This window comes from Bradyrhizobium sp. 147, assembly GCF_023073935.1.
Lineage (GTDB): Bacteria > Pseudomonadota > Alphaproteobacteria > Rhizobiales > Xanthobacteraceae > Bradyrhizobium.
On sequence record NZ_JADPKL010000099.1, the window covers coordinates 100,672 to 120,260 of the forward strand.

At 64.7% G+C, this 19,589-nt stretch carries 20 protein-coding genes and 1 pseudogene; 18 read left to right on the forward strand and 3 right to left on the reverse strand.

From position 1 onward, the window contains the following. Window positions 1-24: 24 nt before the first annotated feature. The 9 genes from nagZ to surE all read left to right on the forward strand — a co-directional run bounded on the left by nagZ (window position 25) and on the right by surE (window position 7,264). The gene (gene nagZ / locus IVA87_RS26275) at window positions 25-1,053 is read left to right on the forward strand and encodes a beta-N-acetylhexosaminidase (RefSeq protein ID WP_247295290.1); all 1,029 of its coding nucleotides are present in this window, start codon (window positions 25-27) and stop codon (window positions 1,051-1,053) included. Then, on the forward strand, window positions 1,050-1,889 hold the full coding sequence (locus tag IVA87_RS26280; protein ID WP_247276012.1) for a ScpA family protein: 840 nt from the start codon (window positions 1,050-1,052) through the stop codon (window positions 1,887-1,889). Before nagZ ends, IVA87_RS26280 begins: the two co-directional genes overlap by 4 nt. A 21-nt stretch (window positions 1,890-1,910) precedes the next feature. Then, complete coding sequence (gene scpB / locus IVA87_RS26285) at window positions 1,911-2,663, forward strand: SMC-Scp complex subunit ScpB (protein WP_247295287.1); 753 nt, start codon at window positions 1,911-1,913, stop codon at window positions 2,661-2,663. 164 nt (window positions 2,664-2,827) lie between these two features. Then, window positions 2,828-3,064: a twin-arginine translocase TatA/TatE family subunit gene (locus tag IVA87_RS26290; protein WP_247335713.1), complete on the forward strand. Its 237-nt coding sequence runs from the start codon at window positions 2,828-2,830 to the stop codon at window positions 3,062-3,064. A gap of 89 nt (window positions 3,065-3,153) precedes the next feature. Beyond that, window positions 3,154-3,690, forward strand: coding sequence for a Sec-independent protein translocase protein TatB (tatB, locus tag IVA87_RS26295; RefSeq protein ID WP_247335714.1), 537 nt, complete (start codon window positions 3,154-3,156; stop codon window positions 3,688-3,690). Next, window positions 3,687-4,499 carry a twin-arginine translocase subunit TatC gene (gene tatC, locus IVA87_RS26300; protein WP_247295280.1) on the forward strand — a complete coding sequence of 271 codons (813 nt, stop codon included), beginning with the start codon at window positions 3,687-3,689 and terminating at the stop codon, window positions 4,497-4,499. Before tatB ends, tatC begins: the two co-directional genes overlap by 4 nt. A gap of 137 nt (window positions 4,500-4,636) precedes the next feature. Continuing rightward, window positions 4,637-5,968 carry a serine--tRNA ligase gene (serS, locus tag IVA87_RS26305; RefSeq protein ID WP_247295277.1) on the forward strand — a complete coding sequence of 444 codons (1,332 nt, stop codon included), beginning with the start codon at window positions 4,637-4,639 and terminating at the stop codon, window positions 5,966-5,968. A 59-nt stretch (window positions 5,969-6,027) separates the two neighbouring features. Continuing rightward, window positions 6,028-6,390 carry a hypothetical protein gene (locus tag IVA87_RS26310; protein ID WP_247295275.1) on the forward strand — a complete coding sequence of 121 codons (363 nt, stop codon included), beginning with the start codon at window positions 6,028-6,030 and terminating at the stop codon, window positions 6,388-6,390. Window positions 6,391-6,496: 106 nt separating this feature from the next. Then, a complete protein-coding gene (surE, locus tag IVA87_RS26315; RefSeq protein WP_247295273.1) occupies window positions 6,497-7,264 on the forward strand; it encodes a 5'/3'-nucleotidase SurE in 768 nt (255 codons plus the stop codon). Window positions 7,265-7,267: 3 nt separating this feature from the next. On the opposite strand, the gene IVA87_RS26320 is transcribed toward surE, so the two are convergent. Next, complete coding sequence (locus IVA87_RS26320) at window positions 7,268-7,639, reverse strand: response regulator (protein WP_008547195.1); 372 nt, start codon at window positions 7,637-7,639, stop codon at window positions 7,268-7,270. Between the two features lie 223 nt (window positions 7,640-7,862). Between IVA87_RS26320 and IVA87_RS26325 the strand changes: the two genes are divergently transcribed. From IVA87_RS26325 to IVA87_RS26335, 3 genes and pseudogenes are all read left to right on the forward strand, one after another. Further along, window positions 7,863-8,513 (forward strand): protein-L-isoaspartate(D-aspartate) O-methyltransferase, encoded by a 651-nt coding sequence (locus IVA87_RS26325; RefSeq protein WP_247335715.1) that lies wholly within the window; start codon window positions 7,863-7,865, stop codon window positions 8,511-8,513. Between the two features lie 109 nt (window positions 8,514-8,622). Next, the gene (locus IVA87_RS26330; RefSeq protein WP_247335716.1) at window positions 8,623-10,002 is read left to right on the forward strand and encodes a peptidoglycan DD-metalloendopeptidase family protein; all 1,380 of its coding nucleotides are present in this window, start codon (window positions 8,623-8,625) and stop codon (window positions 10,000-10,002) included. A 193-nt stretch (window positions 10,003-10,195) separates the two neighbouring features. Then, a pseudogene (locus IVA87_RS26335) lies at window positions 10,196-11,374 on the forward strand (IS481 family transposase). Between the two features lie 41 nt (window positions 11,375-11,415). Here IVA87_RS26335 and IVA87_RS26340 read toward each other — a convergent pair. Further along, complete coding sequence (locus IVA87_RS26340; RefSeq protein ID WP_247295265.1) at window positions 11,416-12,432, reverse strand: ATP-binding protein; 1,017 nt, start codon at window positions 12,430-12,432, stop codon at window positions 11,416-11,418. Between the two features lie 181 nt (window positions 12,433-12,613). Here IVA87_RS26340 and yajC point away from each other — a divergent pair, with 181 nt between their 5' ends. The 6 genes from yajC (at window position 12,614) to IVA87_RS26370 (ending at window position 18,277) form a co-directional block, all read left to right on the forward strand. Further along, window positions 12,614-12,982 carry a preprotein translocase subunit YajC gene (gene yajC / locus IVA87_RS26345; protein WP_247295263.1) on the forward strand — a complete coding sequence of 123 codons (369 nt, stop codon included), beginning with the start codon at window positions 12,614-12,616 and terminating at the stop codon, window positions 12,980-12,982. 66 nt (window positions 12,983-13,048) lie between these two features. After that, a complete protein-coding gene (secD, locus tag IVA87_RS26350) occupies window positions 13,049-14,653 on the forward strand; it encodes a protein translocase subunit SecD (RefSeq protein ID WP_247295260.1) in 1,605 nt (534 codons plus the stop codon). A gap of 10 nt (window positions 14,654-14,663) precedes the next feature. After that, window positions 14,664-15,683, forward strand: a complete 1,020-nt coding sequence (gene secF, locus IVA87_RS26355; protein ID WP_247276025.1) for a protein translocase subunit SecF — start codon at window positions 14,664-14,666, stop codon at window positions 15,681-15,683. A gap of 60 nt (window positions 15,684-15,743) precedes the next feature. Next, the gene (locus tag IVA87_RS26360; protein ID WP_148777937.1) at window positions 15,744-16,127 is read left to right on the forward strand and encodes an MTH938/NDUFAF3 family protein; all 384 of its coding nucleotides are present in this window, start codon (window positions 15,744-15,746) and stop codon (window positions 16,125-16,127) included. Further along, a complete protein-coding gene (locus tag IVA87_RS26365; RefSeq protein ID WP_247295257.1) occupies window positions 16,124-16,987 on the forward strand; it encodes a phytoene/squalene synthase family protein in 864 nt (287 codons plus the stop codon). The genes IVA87_RS26360 and IVA87_RS26365 overlap by 4 nt, the downstream gene beginning before the upstream one ends. 45 nt (window positions 16,988-17,032) lie before the next feature. Next, window positions 17,033-18,277, forward strand: coding sequence for a threonine ammonia-lyase (locus IVA87_RS26370; protein WP_247295255.1), 1,245 nt, complete (start codon window positions 17,033-17,035; stop codon window positions 18,275-18,277). Window positions 18,278-18,290: 13 nt separating this feature from the next. On the opposite strand, the gene IVA87_RS26375 is transcribed toward IVA87_RS26370, so the two are convergent. Then, entirely contained in the window at window positions 18,291-19,469 is a 1,179-nt protein-coding gene (locus IVA87_RS26375) for an aminotransferase class V-fold PLP-dependent enzyme (RefSeq protein WP_247295253.1), read from the reverse strand. Window positions 19,470-19,589: the final 120 nt, after the last annotated feature.

Sequence of the window (19,589 nt, forward strand, 5' to 3'; positions counted from 1 at the left end):
GCGGGGCAAGGTTAATCGGCCGTTATGAGCACGCGGGCCTTCATTACCGGCGTAACCGGAACGGAACTGACCGCCGCCGAGCGGGAGTTTATCCGTGCCGAACGTCCATGGGGCTTCATCCTCTTCAAGCGCAATATCGCGACACCGGCTCAAGTTGCTGCATTGGTTGCGGAATTGCGGGCGGTGGCGGGTGCTGCCGACGCGCCCGTCCTGATCGATCAGGAGGGCGGACGGGTGCAGCGGCTAGGGCCGCCGCACTGGCCGCTCTATCCGCCGGGAGCCGTATTCGCGAATCTGTACGACACTGATTCGGCGCTCGGGCTCACTGCGGCGCGCCTGAGCGCCCGCCTGATCGCGGCCGATCTCGCCGATCTCGACATTACCGTGGATTGCCTGCCGCTCGCTGACGTGCCGGTGCCGGGTGCGGATGCCGTTATCGGCAACCGGGCTTATGGCACGGAGCCGGGCAAGGTTGCCGCGATTGCGCGCGCGGTCACCGAGGGGCTGGAGCAGGGCGGCGTGCTGCCGGTTCTCAAGCACATTCCCGGTCATGGCCGCGCCACTGCCGACACCCATTTCAAGCTGCCGACGGTCGACACGCCGCGGGACGAGCTGGAACGTTCCGATTTCGCCGCGTTCAAGCCGCTGTCGGACCTGCCGATGGCCATGACTGCACATGTTGTGTTTAGCGCGATCGACGCCGCCCAACCGGCGACGACATCTGCGACAATGATTGCTGACGTGATTCGCGGCACAATCGGGTTCCAGGGTTTGTTAATGAGTGATGACGTGTCGATGAACGCGCTGTCGGGGAATATCGCCGAGCGGACCCGCGCCATCTTCGCGGCTGGCTGCGACGTGGCCCTGCATTGCAACGGCAACATCGAGGAGATGCGCGACGTCGCCCGCCAGACACCCGAACTGTCCGGCAGAGCACTGGAGCGGGCGAAAGCCGCGCTCGCCGCACGCAAGCCGCCGCAGCCGCTGGACCGGGCGGCCGCACGCGCAGAACTGGACGCATTGATCGCACGGGCAAACACGGCATCCGCATGACCGCAGAAATCCTATCCTTCGAAACCGGGCGGCCCGCAGAGCTTGCCGAGGGTGAGCCGGCGTTGGTCGTGGACGTCGAAGGTTATGAGGGCCCGCTCGACCTGTTGCTCGCACTGGCGCGGCAGCAGAAGGTCGACCTCGCCAAGATTTCGATTCTGGCGCTGGCCGACCAGTACCTCCACTTCATCGAGGCTGCGCGGAAAATCCGGCTGGAGCTCGCTGCTGACTATCTCGTGATGGCGGCCTGGCTCGCCTTCCTAAAGTCGCGCCTGCTGCTGCCGGAGCCGCCGAGTGCGGAAGGCCCGAGCGCGGAGCAGATGGCGACTGCGCTCGCCAACCGCCTGCGCCGGCTGGAAGCCATTCGCGAAGCCGCCAATCGGCTGATGAACAGGCCGCAATTGCAGCGCGACATCTTTCCGCGCGGCGAGCCCGAGCACATCGCCGAGATCAAGCATCCGAAATACACGGCGACGCTGTACGACCTGCTCACCGCCTATGCCGCGCAGCGCCAATCGCGCGTGCTGGCGAGCGTGCATCTGGCCAAGCGTACGGTGTGGTCGCTCGCCGAAGCGCGCGCCACGCTGGAACGGCTGGTCGGCAGCATCAGCGAACAGGATGATTGGGGCGTTCTCGACGACTTCCTGATCCGGCATGTCGCCGATCCGACGCAGCGCGCGACGGTGTTCGCTTCGAGCTTCGCCGCCGCGCTCGAACTGGTGCGCGAAGGTCAGCTCGAGCTGAACCAGAAAGAGGCGTTTGCGCCCATCTATTTCCGGAAGGGGCGTCCTAAACCGGTTCCGGACGCAGCTCCTGCGCCCGATGCGCCGGTCGGTTAAGTGCAAGAAGGAGGATCTGCCATGGCAAGCCTGGCTGAAGCGCGGGTAGAAGAGGCCGAGCCGATGGAGAACGAATCCCAGGCACGGCCGGAGGAATTGCGGCTGCTGGAAGCGCTCCTGTTTGCCTCGAGTGAACCGCTGGATACCGCGACGCTGGCCAAGCGGATGCCAGACGGTGTGGACGTCAAGGCCGCGCTTGAGCAGCTGCAGGCCGACTATGCGTCGCGTGGCGTGAACCTCGTACGCGTCGCCAACAAATGGACCTTCCGCACCGCCGGCGATCTCGCCTGGCTGATGACGCGGGAGAGCACCGAGACCCGGCGTCTGTCGCGTGCGGCGATCGAGGTGCTGGCGATCATCGCCTATCACCAGCCGGTGACGCGCGCCGAGATCGAGGAGATCCGCGGCGTCGTCACCTCGAAGGGCACGTTGGATGTGCTGCTGGAGACCGGCTGGATCAAGCCGCGCGGCCGGCGCAAGACGCCCGGTCGCCCGCTGACCTTCGGCACCACCGAGGAGTTCCTGTCGCAGTTTACTTTGGAACAGCTCGGCGACCTGCCGGGCCTCGAAGAGCTCAAGGGCACTGGCCTGCTGGATTCGCGCCTGCCGACCGGATTCAGCGTGCCGACGCCGTCGGACGACCCGACGCTGCGTGAGGACGAGGATCCGTTGGAACCGGGCGAGCACCTCGATCTGGCGCTGGCGCCCGCGGTCGAGCCGGAGACGCCGGAAAGCGGCGATGAGGGTGGCAGCCAAGCTGGCGGCCAGGAGTGATGCCCGTCCGTGTACGGGCCCTGCGACCGGTTAACACTAGCAAATTTACGTAGCGCCGACAGCGAATTGGCGCTGCCTTGGTCCTTGTTTTTGACACCCGCCAAGCCTAGGTTTCGGTAAAGATCGGCCGGGTCCCCGGCACATGCGCGTTGGAGGGTTGCAGGATGGGTTCACTCAGCATTTGGCACTGGATCTTGGTGATCGCAGTGGTCCTGCTGCTGTTCGGCCGCGGTAAGATTTCGGATCTGATGGGCGACGTGGCGCAGGGCATCAAGGCGTTCAAGAAGGGCATGCAGGACGACGACAAGCCCGCCGACAAGCCCGAGCCGGCCAAGTCCATCGAGCACAACAATGCCGCACCGAACGCGGCACGGTCCGACGTCGGCAGCAAGGCCGTCTGAGCCGGAGAGCACGCGAGAACGCGGGTAGCGGCCCCGATCCTGCGCGCAATGGATTGGGCCGGTTGCGGCTGGCGTGAACGGAAGACCTCATGTTCGACATCGGCTGGAGTGAACTGGTCCTCATCGGGGTCGTGGCCCTGATCGCCATCGGCCCGAAGGAGCTGCCGGGCGTGCTGCGCATGGTTGGGCAGTGGATGGGCAAGGCCCGCAAGATGGCCGCCGAATTCCAGGGCCAGTTCCAGGAAGCGATGCGCGAGGCCGAGATGGCCGACCTCAAGAAGAGTTTCGACGAGGTCAAGGAAGCCGCGACCGGCTTCAATCCTCTGACTTCGCTTCAGAAGGATGTCAGCGACGCGCTACGCGTCGATGCGCTCGACAAGCCGGCCGAGACGCCAGCCAGTGGCGCCGTCGAACCGGCGGCGACTTCAAGTGAAGCGCCGGCGACGTCGAGTGAAGCGCCGGTAACGCCAACGACACCGGAAGCGCCGACGCCCGCGACCTTCATGGAAGCCGAGGCGCATGCAGCAGCGAACGAGCCGCTTGCGATCACCCGTGAGGTCAAGCAGGCCCAGGTCGTGCAAGACACCTTGCCATCCGAGGCGATCAAGGACGTCAAAGCGTCATGACCGACGCCGATATCGAGGCCAGCAAAGCCCCTTTGATGGACCATCTGATCGAGCTGCGGTCGCGGCTGATCAAGGCGCTGCTCGGATTCGGCGTTGCCTTCATCTTCTGCTTCTTCTTCGCCAAGCAGATCTACAACGTGCTGGTCTGGCCGTTCGTGTGGGTCGCGGGTCCCGAGAATTCCAAATTCATCTACACGGCGCTGCTGGAATATTTCATCACTCAGCTCAAGCTCGCGCTGTTCGGCGCCGGCTTCATTTCGTTCCCGATCGTCGCGACGCAGATCTACAAGTTCGTGGCGCCCGGTCTCTACAAGCACGAGAAGCAGGCCTTCCTGCCGTATCTGGTCGCAACCCCGTTCTTCTTCGTGCTGGGTGCAGCGCTGGTCTATTTCGTCGTCCTGCCGATGCTGGTCCGCTTCTCGCTCGGCATGCAGCAGGCCGGCAGCGACGAGACCGCGCAGATCCAGCTCTTGCCCAAAGTCGGCGAATATCTCTCGCTGATGATGTCGCTGATCTTCGCCTTCGGCATCGCCTTCCAGCTTCCGGTGATCCTGACGCTGCTCGGGCGGATCGGGATCGTCACCTCGAAGATGCTGCGCGAGAAGCGCCGCTATTTCATCGTCATCGCCTTCGTCATCGCGGCCGTGCTGACGCCGCCTGACGTGCTAAGTCAGTGCTCGCTGGCGATCCCCTTGCTGGCGCTCTACGAGGGCTCGATCATCGCGGTGGCGATGGTGGAGAAGAAAGCGGCGGCCTCGCAGGCCGCCACGGGCACCGACGTGTCGACGCCGGCCAAGCCGGCGGAGTAGGGGCACTTTCGCTTTATCATAGCGTCGCTTAGCCCATGATTCGTCATGCCCGGGCTTGACCCGGGCATCCACGACTTGATCTAAGGCTGCAGATACGTGGATGGCCGGGATAAACCGGCCATGACGGGAAGACAGCCATGCACGACATCAAATCGATCCGCGACAATCCGCAAGCCTTCGACGCCGGCCTCGCACGGCGCGGCCTGAAGCCGATGTCGGCCTCGCTGCTCGCGATTGACGAGAAGCGGCGCGCGGCGATCCTGGCGTCGGAGCAGGCGCAGGCACGACGCAACGCGGCCTCGAAAGAAATTGGCGATGCCAAGAAAGCCAAGGACGAGGCGCGCGCTGCCAAGCTGATGGCTGAAGTGGCCGAGCTCAAGACGACGATGCCGCAGCTCGAAGCCGCGGCCAAGGCTGCCGACGAGGAGCTGACGAAAGAGCTGTCGGCGATTCCGAACATTCCGTTCGATGACGTGCCCGACGGTGTCGACGAGCGCGGCAACGTGCAGCACCACGTATTCGGCAACAAGCGCAACTACGCATTTGCCCCGAAGCTGCATGACGATCTCGGCACCGCGCTCGGCTACATGGATTTCGAGGCGGCGGCAAAACTCTCCGGGGCGCGTTTCGTCGTGCTGAAGAAGGGGCTGGCGCGACTCGAACGCGCCATCGGCCAGTTCATGCTCGACCTGCACACCACCGAGCACGGCTACACCGAAATCAATCCGCCGCTTCTGGTGCGCAACGAGGTGATGTTCGGCACCGGGCAGCTGCCGAAATTCGAGGACGATCAGTTCTGGGCGATCAAGGGCGAACTGCTGGCTGCGCCCGACCATGAGCGGCTGAAGACCGAGCGCCTCGGTCTGATCCCGACCGCAGAAGTGTCGCTCACCAACCTCGCGCGCGAATCCATTCTCGACGAAAAGCAATTACCGATGCGCCTCACCGCGCTCACGCCGTGCTTCCGCGCCGAGGCGGGCGCCGCCGGGCGCGACACCCGCGGCATGATCCGCCAGCATCAGTTCACCAAGGTCGAGCTGGTCTCGATCACGACGCCCGAGACCAGCAAGGACGAGCTGGAGCGGATGCTGTCCTGCGCCGAGCAGGTGTTGCAGAAGCTCGACCTGCATTATCGCGTGATGACGCTCTGCGCAGGAGATATGGGATTTTCGTCGCAGAAAACCTATGACATCGAGGTCTGGATGCCCGGGCAGGGCGACGGCGGCATGTTCCGCGAGATCTCGAGCTGCTCGGTCTGCGGCGACTTTCAGGCGCGGCGCATGGATGCGCGCTCGCGCGGGCCGGACGGCAAGCCGCGCTTCGTGCACACGCTGAACGGCTCCGGCACCGCGGTCGGCCGCGCGCTGATCGCGGTGATGGAGACCTATCAGCAGGAGGACGGCTCGATCGCGATTCCCAGTGTGCTCCAGCCCTATATGGGCGGGCTGAAGGTGATCGCGCGCGACTAGGGTTGCGAAGGTCGCCCGGCCGGCTATCCTGCCGGCCCCGCAACGCGAACCTACCCTTCATGGCCTTGCACCGCGACATCTTCTGGGTCGGCCGACAATGGGCGGTGACGGGTGCCGGCATCCAGGCCGTCGATCAGCGCTTGCGCGGCGCGCTCGACATCGAGATCGCGCGGCTCTGGGACGACGATCTCGTGGGTAGCCGGCGGGCCAAGCCTGGAGTCAATACTGCGGATTTCGACAAGGCGCTGGCCGTGGCGCGCGAACGCTTCCCGCAGGCGCCGGCGTCCGAGCCGTTCGTCGCGCAGCTGGTGGCGCTCGGCGTCATCGAGACTCCCGCCGTGAGCCCCGTTGTGCCGGCGATGCAGCTGCGTACCGAGGGCCGGCTGGCGCGTTTTCTGCCGCAATGGCGCATCCGCCGGTAGCAGAATGAAGCCGGAACCTGGCCGCCGGGCCCAACCGGCCGGTTTGCCTGATTGGGCATAGCCGGATAAGACGGCTCAGACCCGCTTTCTGGAATCGACCTTTCGCATGCGTATTCTCTGCACCAATGACGACGGCATCCACGCCCCCGGGCTCAAGGTCGTGGAGGAGATCGCGCGCGCCTTGTCGGACGACGTCTGGGTCGTGGCACCGGAGCTCGACCAGTCCGGCGTATCGCATTCCCTGTCGCTGAACGATCCGCTGCGCCTGCGCGAGGTCGGGCCGCGGCACTTCGCCGTGCGCGGCACGCCGACCGACTGCGTCATCATGGGCGCGCGCCACATCCTCGGGCCAAAATTGCCGGACGTCGTGCTCTCGGGCGTCAACAAGGGGCGTAACGTCGCCGAGGACGTGGTCTATTCCGGCACCATCGCCGGCGCGCTGGAGGGCACCATCCTGGGGCTGCCTTCATTCGCGCTGTCGCAGGAATTCAGCGTCGAAACCCGCGAGCGGCCGCCGTGGGACACCGCCCTCAAGTTCGGGCCCGACATCCTGCGCAAGGTGATCGCCGCCGGCATTCCGAAGGACACGGTGATCAACGTCAACTTCCCGTCGTGTGCGCCGGAGGATGTGCTCGGCATCCGCGTCACGCGTCAGGGCAAGCGCAATCTCGGCTTCCTCAGGATCGACGAGCGCAGGGACGGCCGCGGCAATCCCTATTTCTGGATCGGCTTCGAGCGCACGGCGATGATGGACACGCCCGCAGACGGCACCGATCTCGCAGCACTTCGCGAGCGCTACGTCTCGGTCACGCCGCTCAGGCTCGATCGCACCAACGAAGCGTTTTCAGAAGAATTGAGCGCGACGCTGAAGTAGCGCCTAGCCGCCGCGAAGCGCGGCTTCGATGGTCTTGCCGAGCGCGTCGAGCTGGAACGGCTTCTGGAGCGCCGGCCGATCGCGGTACTGTTCGGGCAGGCCGGAGGAGCCGTAGCCGGTGGCGAAGATGAACGGGCAGCCTTTCGCCTTGATCACGTCGGCAACCGGAGAAATGACCTTGCCGTTGACGTTGACGTCGAGAATGGCGATGTCGAACTCGGTCGCCTGGGCGAGCCGCATGGCCTCGGTGATATCGCCGGCTTCGGCTGCGACCTTGTAGCCGAGCTCTTCGAGCATGTCCGCAACCATCATCCTGATCATCACCTCGTCCTCGACGAGGAATACAGAGCGGCCGGAAAGCCCCGTCGCGGTCATGATTGAGTCCTTGCCCATTGCCAAAAACGTTCGCAGATAACATGAATCGACGCAATGCGCGTTTTGACGAACGGGCGCCTGAAGATGGCGATCACGACTGGTTGTTGCACGCCAATCCGCGATCAAATATCCAGCCGAATGGTAGCATGAGTTCCCGGCCAAGGAACAAGATTCTCGCGCCCGGGTTGGCCCGAACGGGCCTGACAAGACAGCACTGGCAACGATGACCAGCCATCAACCTCCGCCGGAAAAGATGATGTTTCAGCTCACGCTGAGGCGCCGGGGCATCAGCAATCAAGCCGTGCTGCGGACTATGGAGGAGGTGCCCCGCGAGCTGTTCGTCGACGACGCCGACCGCGACGGCGCCTATCGCGACAGTGCGCTGCCGATCGCCTGCGGGCAGACCATCAGCCAGCCCTTCGTCGTCGCCTACATGACCGAACAGCTCCAGCTCCAGAAGCGGCACCGCGTGCTCGAGATCGGCACCGGCTCCGGTTATCAGGCCGCCGTGCTGTCGCGGCTCGCAGGGCAGGTACTCACGGTCGAGCGCTACCGCAAGCTCGCGGACACCGCACGCACCAGGCTCGAAGAGCTCGGCTGCCACAATGTCGAGGTGATGCTGGGCGACGGCCTCAATTTGCCGGCCAATATCGGCCCGTTCGACCGCATCATCGTCACCGCCGCGATGGAGCAAATTCCAGAGAACCTGATCGAGCGGCTGGATGTCGGAGGCATCCTGATCGCACCGGTCGGACCGCATCAGGGGGTGCAGACGCTGACTCGCCTCAGCCGGACCGAGGCGGGGATCGAGCGCAAGGAACTCGTTGAGGTCCGCTTCGTACCGGCGCTGCCTGGCGTGGCGCGGGAGCTGTAGAACTCCGGATTGGCTGCGCCACCAACATCTTATTGGGAGGGTTAAGCCGTTATTTACTCGGCGCGTGTTTACTTAAAACACCAGTTCTGTTGCGTACGAGTGAGTAACCATGTCCGCTGTCGCCGAGTTGCTTTACTCGCGCCGCGTGCCGCAGGTCGCGGTGCTGGCGCTGATCTCCATCAGTTTTGCGGGGTGCAGCGCCGACATGTCGTCGCGGCTGTCCCAATCGAATTTCTCCAATCCTTTCGCCTCGGAATCCACTGGCTCGGTGCAGCAGGCGCCACCGCCGCAACGTGAGCTGCCGCAATATGCGCGGCCGCAGACGCAGCCTGGCTCCAACCAGTCCCAACCCCTGCCGCCGCCGGCGGTGTCCGCCCCGCAATCCTATCCCGTCGCCTCTGGCGGCGGAGTGTCCGGCGGCGGGCGCGGCGTCGGCTCCTTTGCGGCGCCGGCGCAGCCGCATCTCGAGACGACGGCGACCGTGCCGCCGCGCTCCGTTGCAGCGGCCCAACCGGCTGGCGGCACCAAGATCATCGTCGGCACCAGCGACACGCTCGACGTGCTCGCCAAGCGCTATCATGTCACCCCGCAGGCGATCCTCGCCGCCAACGGCTACAAGGGACCGCGTACGCTCTCGCCCGGCCAGCAGCTGATCATTCCGCATGCGGGCACGGCCGCTGCGCCCGCGATGGCTCCCGTCGCGGCGGCGCCTGCGACGAAGCCGGTTGCCGTTGTCGCTGCGCCGCCGAGCACGCACTTCGTCAATCGCGGCGACACGCTCGCCAGCATCGCCCGCAAGAACCACATCTCCGCGGCCGAGCTGGCGCGCGCCAATGGTCTCGAGCCCTCGGCCAAGCTCAAGCTCGGCACCAAGCTGACCGTGCCCGGTGCCAAGGCCGCCGCCGTCGCGGCGCCGGCTGCTGCGACTCCAGTCGCGGCCGCCCCGGTTGCAGGAGCGCTCCAGCCCGTCGCGGCCGCTCCGGCGCCCGCCACCAAGATGACCGCTGCCGCCGCGCCCGTGCAGAGTGCGCGCCTCGCCCAAGCCACGGCCAATGTCGAAGAGAAGGCCGCCGAGACGCCGGCGAAGGCTGCGGAGGCCACCGGCTCGCTGCCGACCTTCCGCTGGCCGGTGCGCGGCAAAGTGGTCACGAGCTATGGTGCCAAAACCAATGGCAAGTCCAATGACGGCATCAACCTTGCGGTGCCCGAGGGGACGCCGGTGAAGGCGGCTGAAGACGGCGTCGTCGCCTATTCCGGCAATGAGCTGAAAGGTTACGGCAATCTCGTCCTCGTTCGGCACTCCAACGGCTACGTCACGGCATATGCCCATGCGAGTGAGCTGCTGGTGAAGCGCGGCGATACCATCAAGCGCGGTCAGATCATTGCCAAGTCGGGTCAATCCGGGGAGGTGGCGTCGCCGCAGCTCCACTTCGAGATCCGCAAGGGATCGAGCCCGGTTGATCCTCTTCAATTCCTGAACGGGGCGTGAGGCCTAAATAGCCGCCGCAATAAGGGGGTTGTCGCCCGACACCCAGTATGCTGCGGCCTCTCGGTCGATCACAAAGGTCTCTGGAATACTGGATCGCCCGCTTTCTGTTTAGACCGGACAGATCACTGACAGGTGTTCGGAGACATAGCTGACACATCAAAATGGCTGGAGTGGTCGATTCGGGAGGCCGTCCATGCCCTGGAACGAGGTGTCGGTAATGGATCAGCGACGCGAGTTTGTGCGACTGCTTTGCAGGAAGGAGCGAACCGGCGGGAGTTGTGTCGGCGGTTCGGGATCAGTCCTGATGTGGGTTACAAATGGCTGAAGCGTTGGCAGGCTGGAGACCATGAAACTGGCGGATCAGTCCCGCCGGCCTCAGAGGATGCCCAAGCGGAGCGTGCCTGAGATCGAGGCGCGGGTTCTTGCCATGCGTGACAAGCATCCGGCCTGGGGAGCGCGCAAGATTGCCCATTGCCTGAAGCGCGAAGGCCCGACCGTGCCGGTGCCCTCCACGGTGCATCAGATCCTGTGCCGGAACGAGCGGATCAAGCCGAGCCAAAAGGCCGCGCCGAGCCCTTCAGGCCACCGGTTCGAAAAGGACGCACCCAATCAGCTCTGGCAGATGGATTTCAAGGGCCACACGCCGCTTACCGACGGGAGGCGTTGCCATCCGCTCACCATGGTCGATGACCATTCGCGCTATGCCTTGTGCCTTAAGGCATGCGCCAACGAGCAGCGTCCTGACGTGCAGAAGCATCTGACTGACACCTTCCGATGCTATGGGCTGCCGGAGGCCTTCTACCTCGATAACGGCTCCCCCTGGGGCGACACCTCCGGTGCTCGCTGGACCGCGCTGAAGGTGTGGCTGCTCAAGCTCGGCGTCAGGGTGGTCCATGCCAGGCCGCGTCATCCGCAGGGCAGAGGCAAGAACGAACGCTTCCATCGCAGCTTGAAAGCGCAAGTGTTCGCCCTGCGCACGTTCCGCACCTTGGCTGAAGTTCAGCGCGCCCTCGACAATTGGCGCACGATCTACAATCTGGAGCGGCCACATGACAGCCTCGGCATGGGTATCCCCGCCGATCGCTACCGGCCGAGTTCTCGCGCCATGCCGGAACGTGTGCCAAAGGTCCAATACGACGCAGGGGAGATCGTTCGCACCGTCTCCTCGACGCGGAGCTACATCGCCTTCAAAGGGCGAATGTGGAAAGTTCCTCAAGCCTTCTGCGGCGAGCAACTGGCCGTCAGGCCACTCGACCGAGACGGTCGTTACGGAATCTTCTTTGCCAGCTGGCAGGTCGCATCAATCGACTTGACCAAAGACCAAACTGTCAGTGATGTGTCCGAACAGGCGTCAGCTATGTCTCCGGTCTAAACATTTCGCGGGCGATGACAATTGAGAATGTGGCGACTTGCTCAGTTCACGGTCAGCTTCACGCCGAGCCGGCCCGCCAGCTCCTGCACGAACTGCCAGGCAACGCGGCCTGAGCGCGAGCCGCGCGTGGTCGACCATTCGAGCGCCTCGCGCTCCAGCGCCTCGTCGTCGACCTTGATGCCGAAATGGCTGCAATAGCCGCGCACCATGGCGAGATATTCGTCCTGGCTGCAACGGTGGAAACCCAGCCAGAGGCCGAAGCGATCCGACAGCGAGACCTTCTCCTCGACCGCTTCGCCGGGATTGATCGCGGTCGAACGCTCGTTCTCGATCATCTCGCGCGCCAGCAGATGGCGGCGGTTGGAGGTCGCGTAGAGGATGACGTTCTCGGGCCGGCCTTCGATGCCGCCTTCGAGCACGGCCTTGAGCGACTTGTAGGACGCATCATTGCCATCGAAGGAGAGATCGTCGCAGAACACGATGAAGCGAAACGAGGAGGCGCGCAAGCACTCCATCAGTGCGGGCAGGCTTTCGATGTCCTCGCGATGGATCTCGATCAGCTTCAGCTTGTCGGCCGGTTTGCGCTCCGCGTTGATGCTGGCATGCGCCGCCTTCACCAGCGATGACTTGCCCATGCCGCGGGCGCCCCAGAGCAGGGCGTTGTTGGCGGGCAGGCCATTGGCGAAGCGCTCGGTGTTCTCCATTAGGATGTCGCGCATCCGGTCGACGCCCTTCAGCAGGAACAGCTCGACGCGGCTGACCCGCGGCACTGCTGCAAGGCGGCCGTCGGGGTGCCAGACATAGGCATCCGCCCGCTCGAACGACTCGGGTTCGAGGGTTGGGCTGCCCTGGGCCGCGAGGTGAGCCGCAATGCTCTCCAGCGCGCGGACGATGCGCTCCTGCGAGAGGTCTGGGGCAGACTTAAGAATTGCCTTGAGAGTTGCCTTGGAGGCCGCGTTCGAGGCCGCCTTGGGACGTTTTGCCGCGACGCCGGAAGGCGGCCTGGCAGGGGTACGGGGGCCTTTGCCCGCCGGGCTTTTGCTTGGTTTTTTGGGCATGTCCGAAGTTCCTGAGAACGCAGCCTTATCGGGCCTGAGGACCCGCCGCAAGGTGGCCAAAAGGGCGGTCTGGCAGCGTTGCAATTGGGGCAATGGCCGCTATAGTCCGCGCGAATTTGACCAAACCGGTCGCCTTGAGGGCATGACCGGCTTTCCCCCCGTTCTCACGAGGATCGTCCGAATGCTGATTACCCCTGCGTATGCCCAGGCTGCGGGCGCCGGCGACACCAACAGCATGTTGATGTCGCTGCTGCCGTTCGCCCTGATCTTCGTGATCATGTACTTCCTGATTCTGCGTCCGCAGCAGAAGAAGGTCCGCGACCACGCAGATCTCGTGAAGAATATCCGCCGCGGCGACACGGTGGTGACCTCGGGCGGCCTCGTCGGCAAGGTCACCAAGGTCGTCGACGACGACCAGATCGAGTTCGAAATCTCCGACGGCGTGCGCGTGCGGCAGATGCGCCAGATGATCTCAGGCGTGCGCGCCAAGGGCGAGCCGGCCAAAGAATCCGCCAAGGAAAGCGTCAAGGACGACAGCACGGCGAAGTGAGTGCTTCCCGCGAGTCTTTATCTTTATAGGTCTCCTGCAAGTCTCCTGATCTGACAGGTCTAGTCGATGTTGTATTTCACGCGGTGGAGGGCGCTCGGGATTATCCTGACGGCGCTGATCGTGTGCCTCTGCGCGGTCCCCAACTTTTTTCCTGAGGCGCAGGTCAAGACCTGGCCCGCCTGGGCCCAGCGCCGGCTCGTGCTCGGCCTCGACCTCCAGGGCGGCTCCTATCTGCTGCTCGAGGTCGACTCCGCTTATGTGAAGAAAGAGAGGCTCGATCAGGTCCGCGACGACGTTCGCCGGACGCTGCGCGATGCCAAGATCGGCTTCACCGGCGGCGTTACCGTGCGCAACGACGCCGTCGAGGTTCGTATCACCAAGGAATCCGATGCGCAGGCCGCACTCGCCAAGCTGCGGGAGTTGTCCCAGCCGCTGGGCGGCCTCATGGGATCGAGCGGTCAGCGCGACCTTGAGGTTACCGATGCCGGTGGCGGCGTGATCCGCCTGAGCATCCCGCAGGCCGCGATGCTCGATCGCATGCGCAAGACCATCGAGCAGTCGATCCAGATCGTCGAACGCCGCGTCAACGAGCTCGGCACCGTCGAACCCGTGATCCAGCGCCAGGGCAACGACCGCATCCTGGTGCAGGTCCCCGGCCTCCAGGACCCAACCCGCCTGAAGGAATTGCTGGGCAAGACCGCGAAGATGGAATTCCGCATGGTTGACACCTCCGTGCCGCCGGATCAGGCGCAGCAGGGCAGGCTGCCGCCGGAATCCGAACTGTTGATGAGCGCGTCCCCGCCGCCGACACCTTACGTGGTCAAGAAGCAGGTGCTGGTCGCCGGCGGCGACCTGACCGACGCCCAGGCAAGCTTCGACCAGCGCACGGGTGAGCCGGTCGTCAGCTTCAAGTTCAATACGTCGGGCGCGCGCAAATTCTCTCAGGCGACCCAAGAGAATGTGGGACTGCCGTTCGCGATCGTGCTCGACAATAAGGTGATCTCGGCGCCCGTCATCCGCGAGCCGATCACCGGCGGCCAGGGCCAGATCTCCGGCAATTTCACCGTGCAATCGGCCAACGATCTCGCGATCCTCTTGCGCGCCGGCGCGCTGCCGGCGCCGCTCACGGTGGTCGAGGAACGCACTGTCGGTCCGGGTCTCGGCCAGGACTCGATCGAGAAGGGTGAGCTTGCGGCCTACGTCGGGTCGATCCTCGTCATCGTGTTCATGCTTGTGACCTACCGGCTGTTCGGCGTGTTCGCGAATGTCGCGGTGGCGATCAACGTCGCGATGATCTTCGGCCTGCTGTCGCTGCTCAACGCCACGCTGACGCTGCCCGGCATCGCCGGCATCGTGCTTACCGTCGGCATCGCCGTCGACTCCAACGTGCTGATCTACGAGCGCATTCGCGAGGAGCTGCGCGCCGGCCGCAACGCAATCTCGGCGATCGACGCCGGCTTCAAGCGGGCGCTGGCGACCATCCTCGATTCCAACATCACTACCTTCATTGCTGCCGCCGTGCTGTTCTACATCGGCACCGGCCCGGTGCGCGGCTTTGCCGTGACGCTCGGCATCGGCATCATCACCACGGTGTTCACCGCCTTCACCCTGACCCGGCTGATCGTCGCCTGGTGGGTGCGGTGGAAGCGGCCGCAGAGCGTGCCGATCTAGGAGCCTGATCGTGACTCACACCGTTCTCATCGGGCTCGGCGTCCTCATTGCCATTCTCACCGTGGTCGCGGCCCTCGGCCTCTTGCCGTCGCTGCGCATCGTCCCGGACGATACGCATTTCGACTTCACGCGCTTCCGCCGCATCAGCTTCCCGATCTCGGCGGCGCTGTCGATCGTCGCGATCACGCTGTTCTTCACCCACGGCCTGAATTTCGGCATCGACTTCCGCGGTGGTACCTTGCTCGAGGTGCAGGCCAAGTCCGGTACCGCCGACATCGCGGCGATGCGCACGACGCTCGACGGCCTGCGTCTCGGCGAAGTCCAGCTGCAGCAATTCGGTGGTCCCGCGGATGTTCTGATCCGCGTTGCGGAGCAGCCCGGCGGCGACGCTGCTCAGCAAGAGGCCGTGCAGAAGGTCCGCACTGCGCTCGGCGATTCCGTCGAATACCGCCGGGTCGAGGTCGTCGGCCCGCGCGTGTCTGGTGAGCTCCTGGCCTACGGCATGCTCGGCCTGATGCTCGCGATCATCGCGATCCTGATCTATCTCTGGTTCCGATTCGAATGGCAGTTTGCGCTGGGCGCGATGATCGCCAACGTGCACGACATCGTGCTCACCATCGGCTTCATGTCGATCAGCCAGGTCGATTTCGATCTGACCAGTATCGCCGCGCTGCTGACCATTCTCGGCTATTCGCTCAACGACACCGTCGTCATCTACGACCGCATCCGCGAAATGCTGCGGCGCTACAAGAAGATGCCGATGCCGCAGCTGCTCAACGAGTCCATCAACTCCACGCTGTCGCGCTCCATCATCACCCACGTCACGGTGACGCTGGCACTGCTCGCGCTATTGCTGTTCGGCGGTCATGCCATCCACAGCTTCACCGCGGTGATGATGTTCGGCGTGGTGCTGGTCGGCACCTACACCTCGATCTTCATCGCGGCCCCGATTCTGATCTATCTCGGCGTCGGCGAGCATCGCGAGGATGCGCCCGATACGGCTACGCCGGCGAAGAAAAACAAGGCATGATCCGAACCGCGCACGCTCGCACGCGTTTGCGGGGGTAGTAAGCCAATTCGGGCGGAGCTCATGGCCGGCGACCCCAACGCACCCCACTTCCCGCGCTCGGCGCCAATTGAGGCCTATGGCAAGGGCGGCTTCGCTTTCGCCGGCATGTCACATCGGGGATCGCTGCTGTGCCTGCCGGACGCGATATGGGCCTGGGACGTGACGGATCCCACCAGGATTGACCGCTATTCGCTGGATCGCGTGTTCGCGGCGGCCAACAGCATCGACACGCTTCTGGTCGGCACCGGAACGGGGGTTTGGCTGCCGCCGCCGGAACTGCGGCAGGCCTTGAAGGCGGTGAGGGTGGTGCTGGACACGATGCAGACCGGTCCCGCTGTGCGCACCTACAACATCATGATCGGCGAGCGGCGCCGCGTCGCGGCCGCGCTGATCGCGGTGCCATGAGCAGCACCGCGGCGTCGCCCGACTCGGTTGCCTTCTGCGCCGATCTCGTGCGTAGCCATGACTTTCCGCGTTATGTTGCGACGCTGTTCGTTCCCGCCGCAGAGCGCCGCGCGCTGCTGGCGCTCTATGCGTTCAATGCCGAGATCGTGCGCGTTCGCGACCAGGTGAGCCAACCCTTGCCCGGCGAGATTCGCCTGCAATGGTGGACCGACATGCTGTCAGGCCATGTCCATGGCAGCGCCGAGGGCAACCCGGTGGCGGCGGAGTTGCTCCGCGCGATCCGCGATTACGACCTGCCGGTCGAGCCGCTGTCGCTGCTCGCCGACGAGCACCAGTTCGATCTCTACAACGATCCGATGCCGACCATGGCGGCACTGGAGGGCTATCTGGCGGCGACCTCATCGGCACTGTTTGCTCTCGCAGCCCGGATCATGGCGCCGCCCTCGGAGTCAGTCGAGCACCTCGCCCGTCATGCCGGGCTGGCCCAGGGTATCGTCGATGTCATTGCCAAACTGCCGCGTGATGCGGCGCACCGGCGATTGTTCCTGCCACAGCAGATTCTGGCGAGCCACAACTGCAACATGGAGGATGTGTTCGCCGGCAAGGCGACGCCGGGTCTGCGCGCCGTGCTGGATCAACTCGCAGGCGAGGCGCGGCAGCATCTGACCACGGCCTCGTCGCTGCTGCCGCAGGTACCGCCGTCCGTGCGGCCTGCGTTTCTGCTGCTGAGCCAGGTCCGGGCCGATCTCAAGCGCCTGTCCCTACCTGGGCGCAATCCGTTCGCGCCGCCGCCGGCCTCGCGGCTGCGGACGCTGTGGACGCTGTGGCGGGCTTCGCGCTCCAGGGAATTTACCAAATAGGAGCCGGCTTATCGCCTGAGGCGGCCAAATGCTCTATGCTGTCCTATGGCTGACTTGTCCCAAAGCTTGACCTCCGATCTCGGCGACTTTCCGGTTGCACCAAGCGACATCCATGCGGCCGCCGAGACCATCCGGGGTGCCGTCGTTGAAACGCCCTGTAGCTACAGCCGAACCCTGAGCAACATCTGCGGCTGCGACATCTGGCTCAAATTCGAGAACCTTCAATTCACCTCCTCGTTTAAGGAGCGCGGCGCCCTCAACCGGCTCGCCGCGCTGACGCCGGAGGAGCGTGCGCGCGGCGTCATCGCGATGTCGGCAGGTAACCACGCACAGGGCGTCGCCTATCACGCGAGAAGGCTCAACATTCCCGCCACCATCGTCATGCCGATCGGCACGCCCATGGTGAAGATCGAAAACACGAAGCACAACGGCGCGGAGGTGGTGGTCACCGGCGCGACCCTGGAGGAGGCGGCCGCGTTCGCGCGGAACCACGGTGAGGCGCGCGGCATGATCTTCGTCCATCCCTACGACGATCCGCTGGTGATCGCCGGGCAGGGCACCGTCGGGCTGGAGATGATGAAGGCAGTGCCGGAACTCGATACGATGGTCGTCCCGATCGGCGGCGGCGGGCTAATCAGCGGCATCGCCATTGCCGCCAAGTCCATCAAACCGTCGCTACGAATCCTGGGCGTCGAGGCCTGGCTCTATCCTTCGATGTACAACGCCATCCATGATGGGAATCTGCCGGCGCGCGGCGACACGCTCGCCGAAGGCATCGCGGTCAAATCGCCCGGCAAGATCACCACCGAGATCGTCCGGCGCCTCGTCGACGACATTGCCCTCGTGAACGAAGCGGAGCTCGAGCGCGCTGTGGCGACCCTGATCTCAATCGAGAAGACGGTGGTCGAGGGTGCCGGTGCCGCCGGCCTTGCCGCGCTGATGTCCGATCCATCCCGCTTCGCCGGCCAGAAAGTGGGCCTGGTGCTGAGTGGCGGCAACATCGATACGAGGCTAATCGCCTCGGTTCTGACCCGTGAACTCGCGCGCGAGGGGCGACTGACCCAGCTTTCGCTCGATATTCCTGACCGGCCCGGGCAATTGGCCGCGGTGGCCGCGCTGCTCGCTGAAGCCGGTGCCAACATCATCGAGGTCTCGCATCAGCGGACGTTCTCAGACCTGCCGGCCAAGGCGACGCTGCTACAACTGGTCATCGAGACCCGCGACAGCGCCCATCTCGACGAGGTGATGGCAAGGCTCAGCGCGTCCGGGTTGAGCGCGCGCTGCACGTGAGCGGCGCGCCCGGCTATCGCGGTGCTAAACCCGCGAGGTGCCCGATCAGTCCGTCGATCTCGGCTTCCGTGTTGTAGTAGTGCGGAGAAGCGCGCACGACCGGCGGCAGCGCGCGGATTTCTGCGTCGATGCGGGTGCTCGACGGATCCGAGGCGCCGATCGTAATCCCGGCCGCAGCAGCGCTGCTGACGATGGCATCCGCTTCATGCCCATCCATCGTGAAGCTGACGATGGCGCCCGGCGCGCGGCCGAGGTCGCGTATTTTGATGCCGCGAATGCAGGCGAGGCCACTGCGAAGGCGGTCTGCAAGCAAGCGGCAGCGCTGTTCGATCGGACCAAGGCCGATCGCGAGAGCATAATCGGCGGCAGCTCCCAGGCCGAGCCGCGCCGCGTAGTTGTTTTCCCAGGTTTCGAAACGGCGCGCATCATCGCGGAGTCGATATTCATCGCGCGAGACCCAGGGCGCGGCGAAATGGTCGATCATCGGCGGCTCGAGCCCTTGCAGCATCGCTCGGCGGACATAGAGAAAGCCGGTGCCGCGCGGGCCGCGCAGGAATTTGCGCCCCGTGGCCGACAGCATGTCACAGCCGATGGCTTCGACATCGACCTCCATCTGACCGATCGCCTGGCAGGCGTCGAGCAGATAGGGAATGCCGTATGCCCGCGCGATCCTGCCGACGGCCGCCGCGGGATTGACCAGCCCGCCATTTGTTGGAACCCAGGTGATGGCGATCAGCTTCACGCGCTCGTCGAGCATGCGTTCGAGCGCGTGAACATCAAGCTCGCCGCTGGCATCGCTGGGCACGACTTCGATGACCGCGCCTGTACGTTTGGCGACTTGAAGGAACGCAACATAATTGGCGGCATATTCCGCCTCTGCGGTCAGGATGCGATCGCCCTTGCGAAACTGAAGAGCATAGAACGCCATCTGCCAGGCAACGGTTGCGTTCTCCACGAGGGCGATCTCATCCGGTGCGGCATTGATCAGCCGCGCCACCGAGCCGTAGACCGCTTCAAGGCGGCGCGCTTCCTGATCGGCGGCGGCATAGCCGCCGATATCGCTCTCCAGATCGATGTGCTGCTTCATCGCCGCGACGACGGCCGCCGGCATAAGTGCCGCGCCGGCGTTGTGGAGATACGCGAGCCGGGAGGCGGCCGGCGTGTCGGAACGTATCTGGTCGATATCGATCAAGTGAGAGCCTGCCAATTTGGGGTCCTGAAGCTAAGACACAATGACGCACGCGCGCAAGACGGGCAAAGGAAGGTGCGGCTGGAGCACGCCGATCCAGATGCCTATGCTGACAGAGCGTGA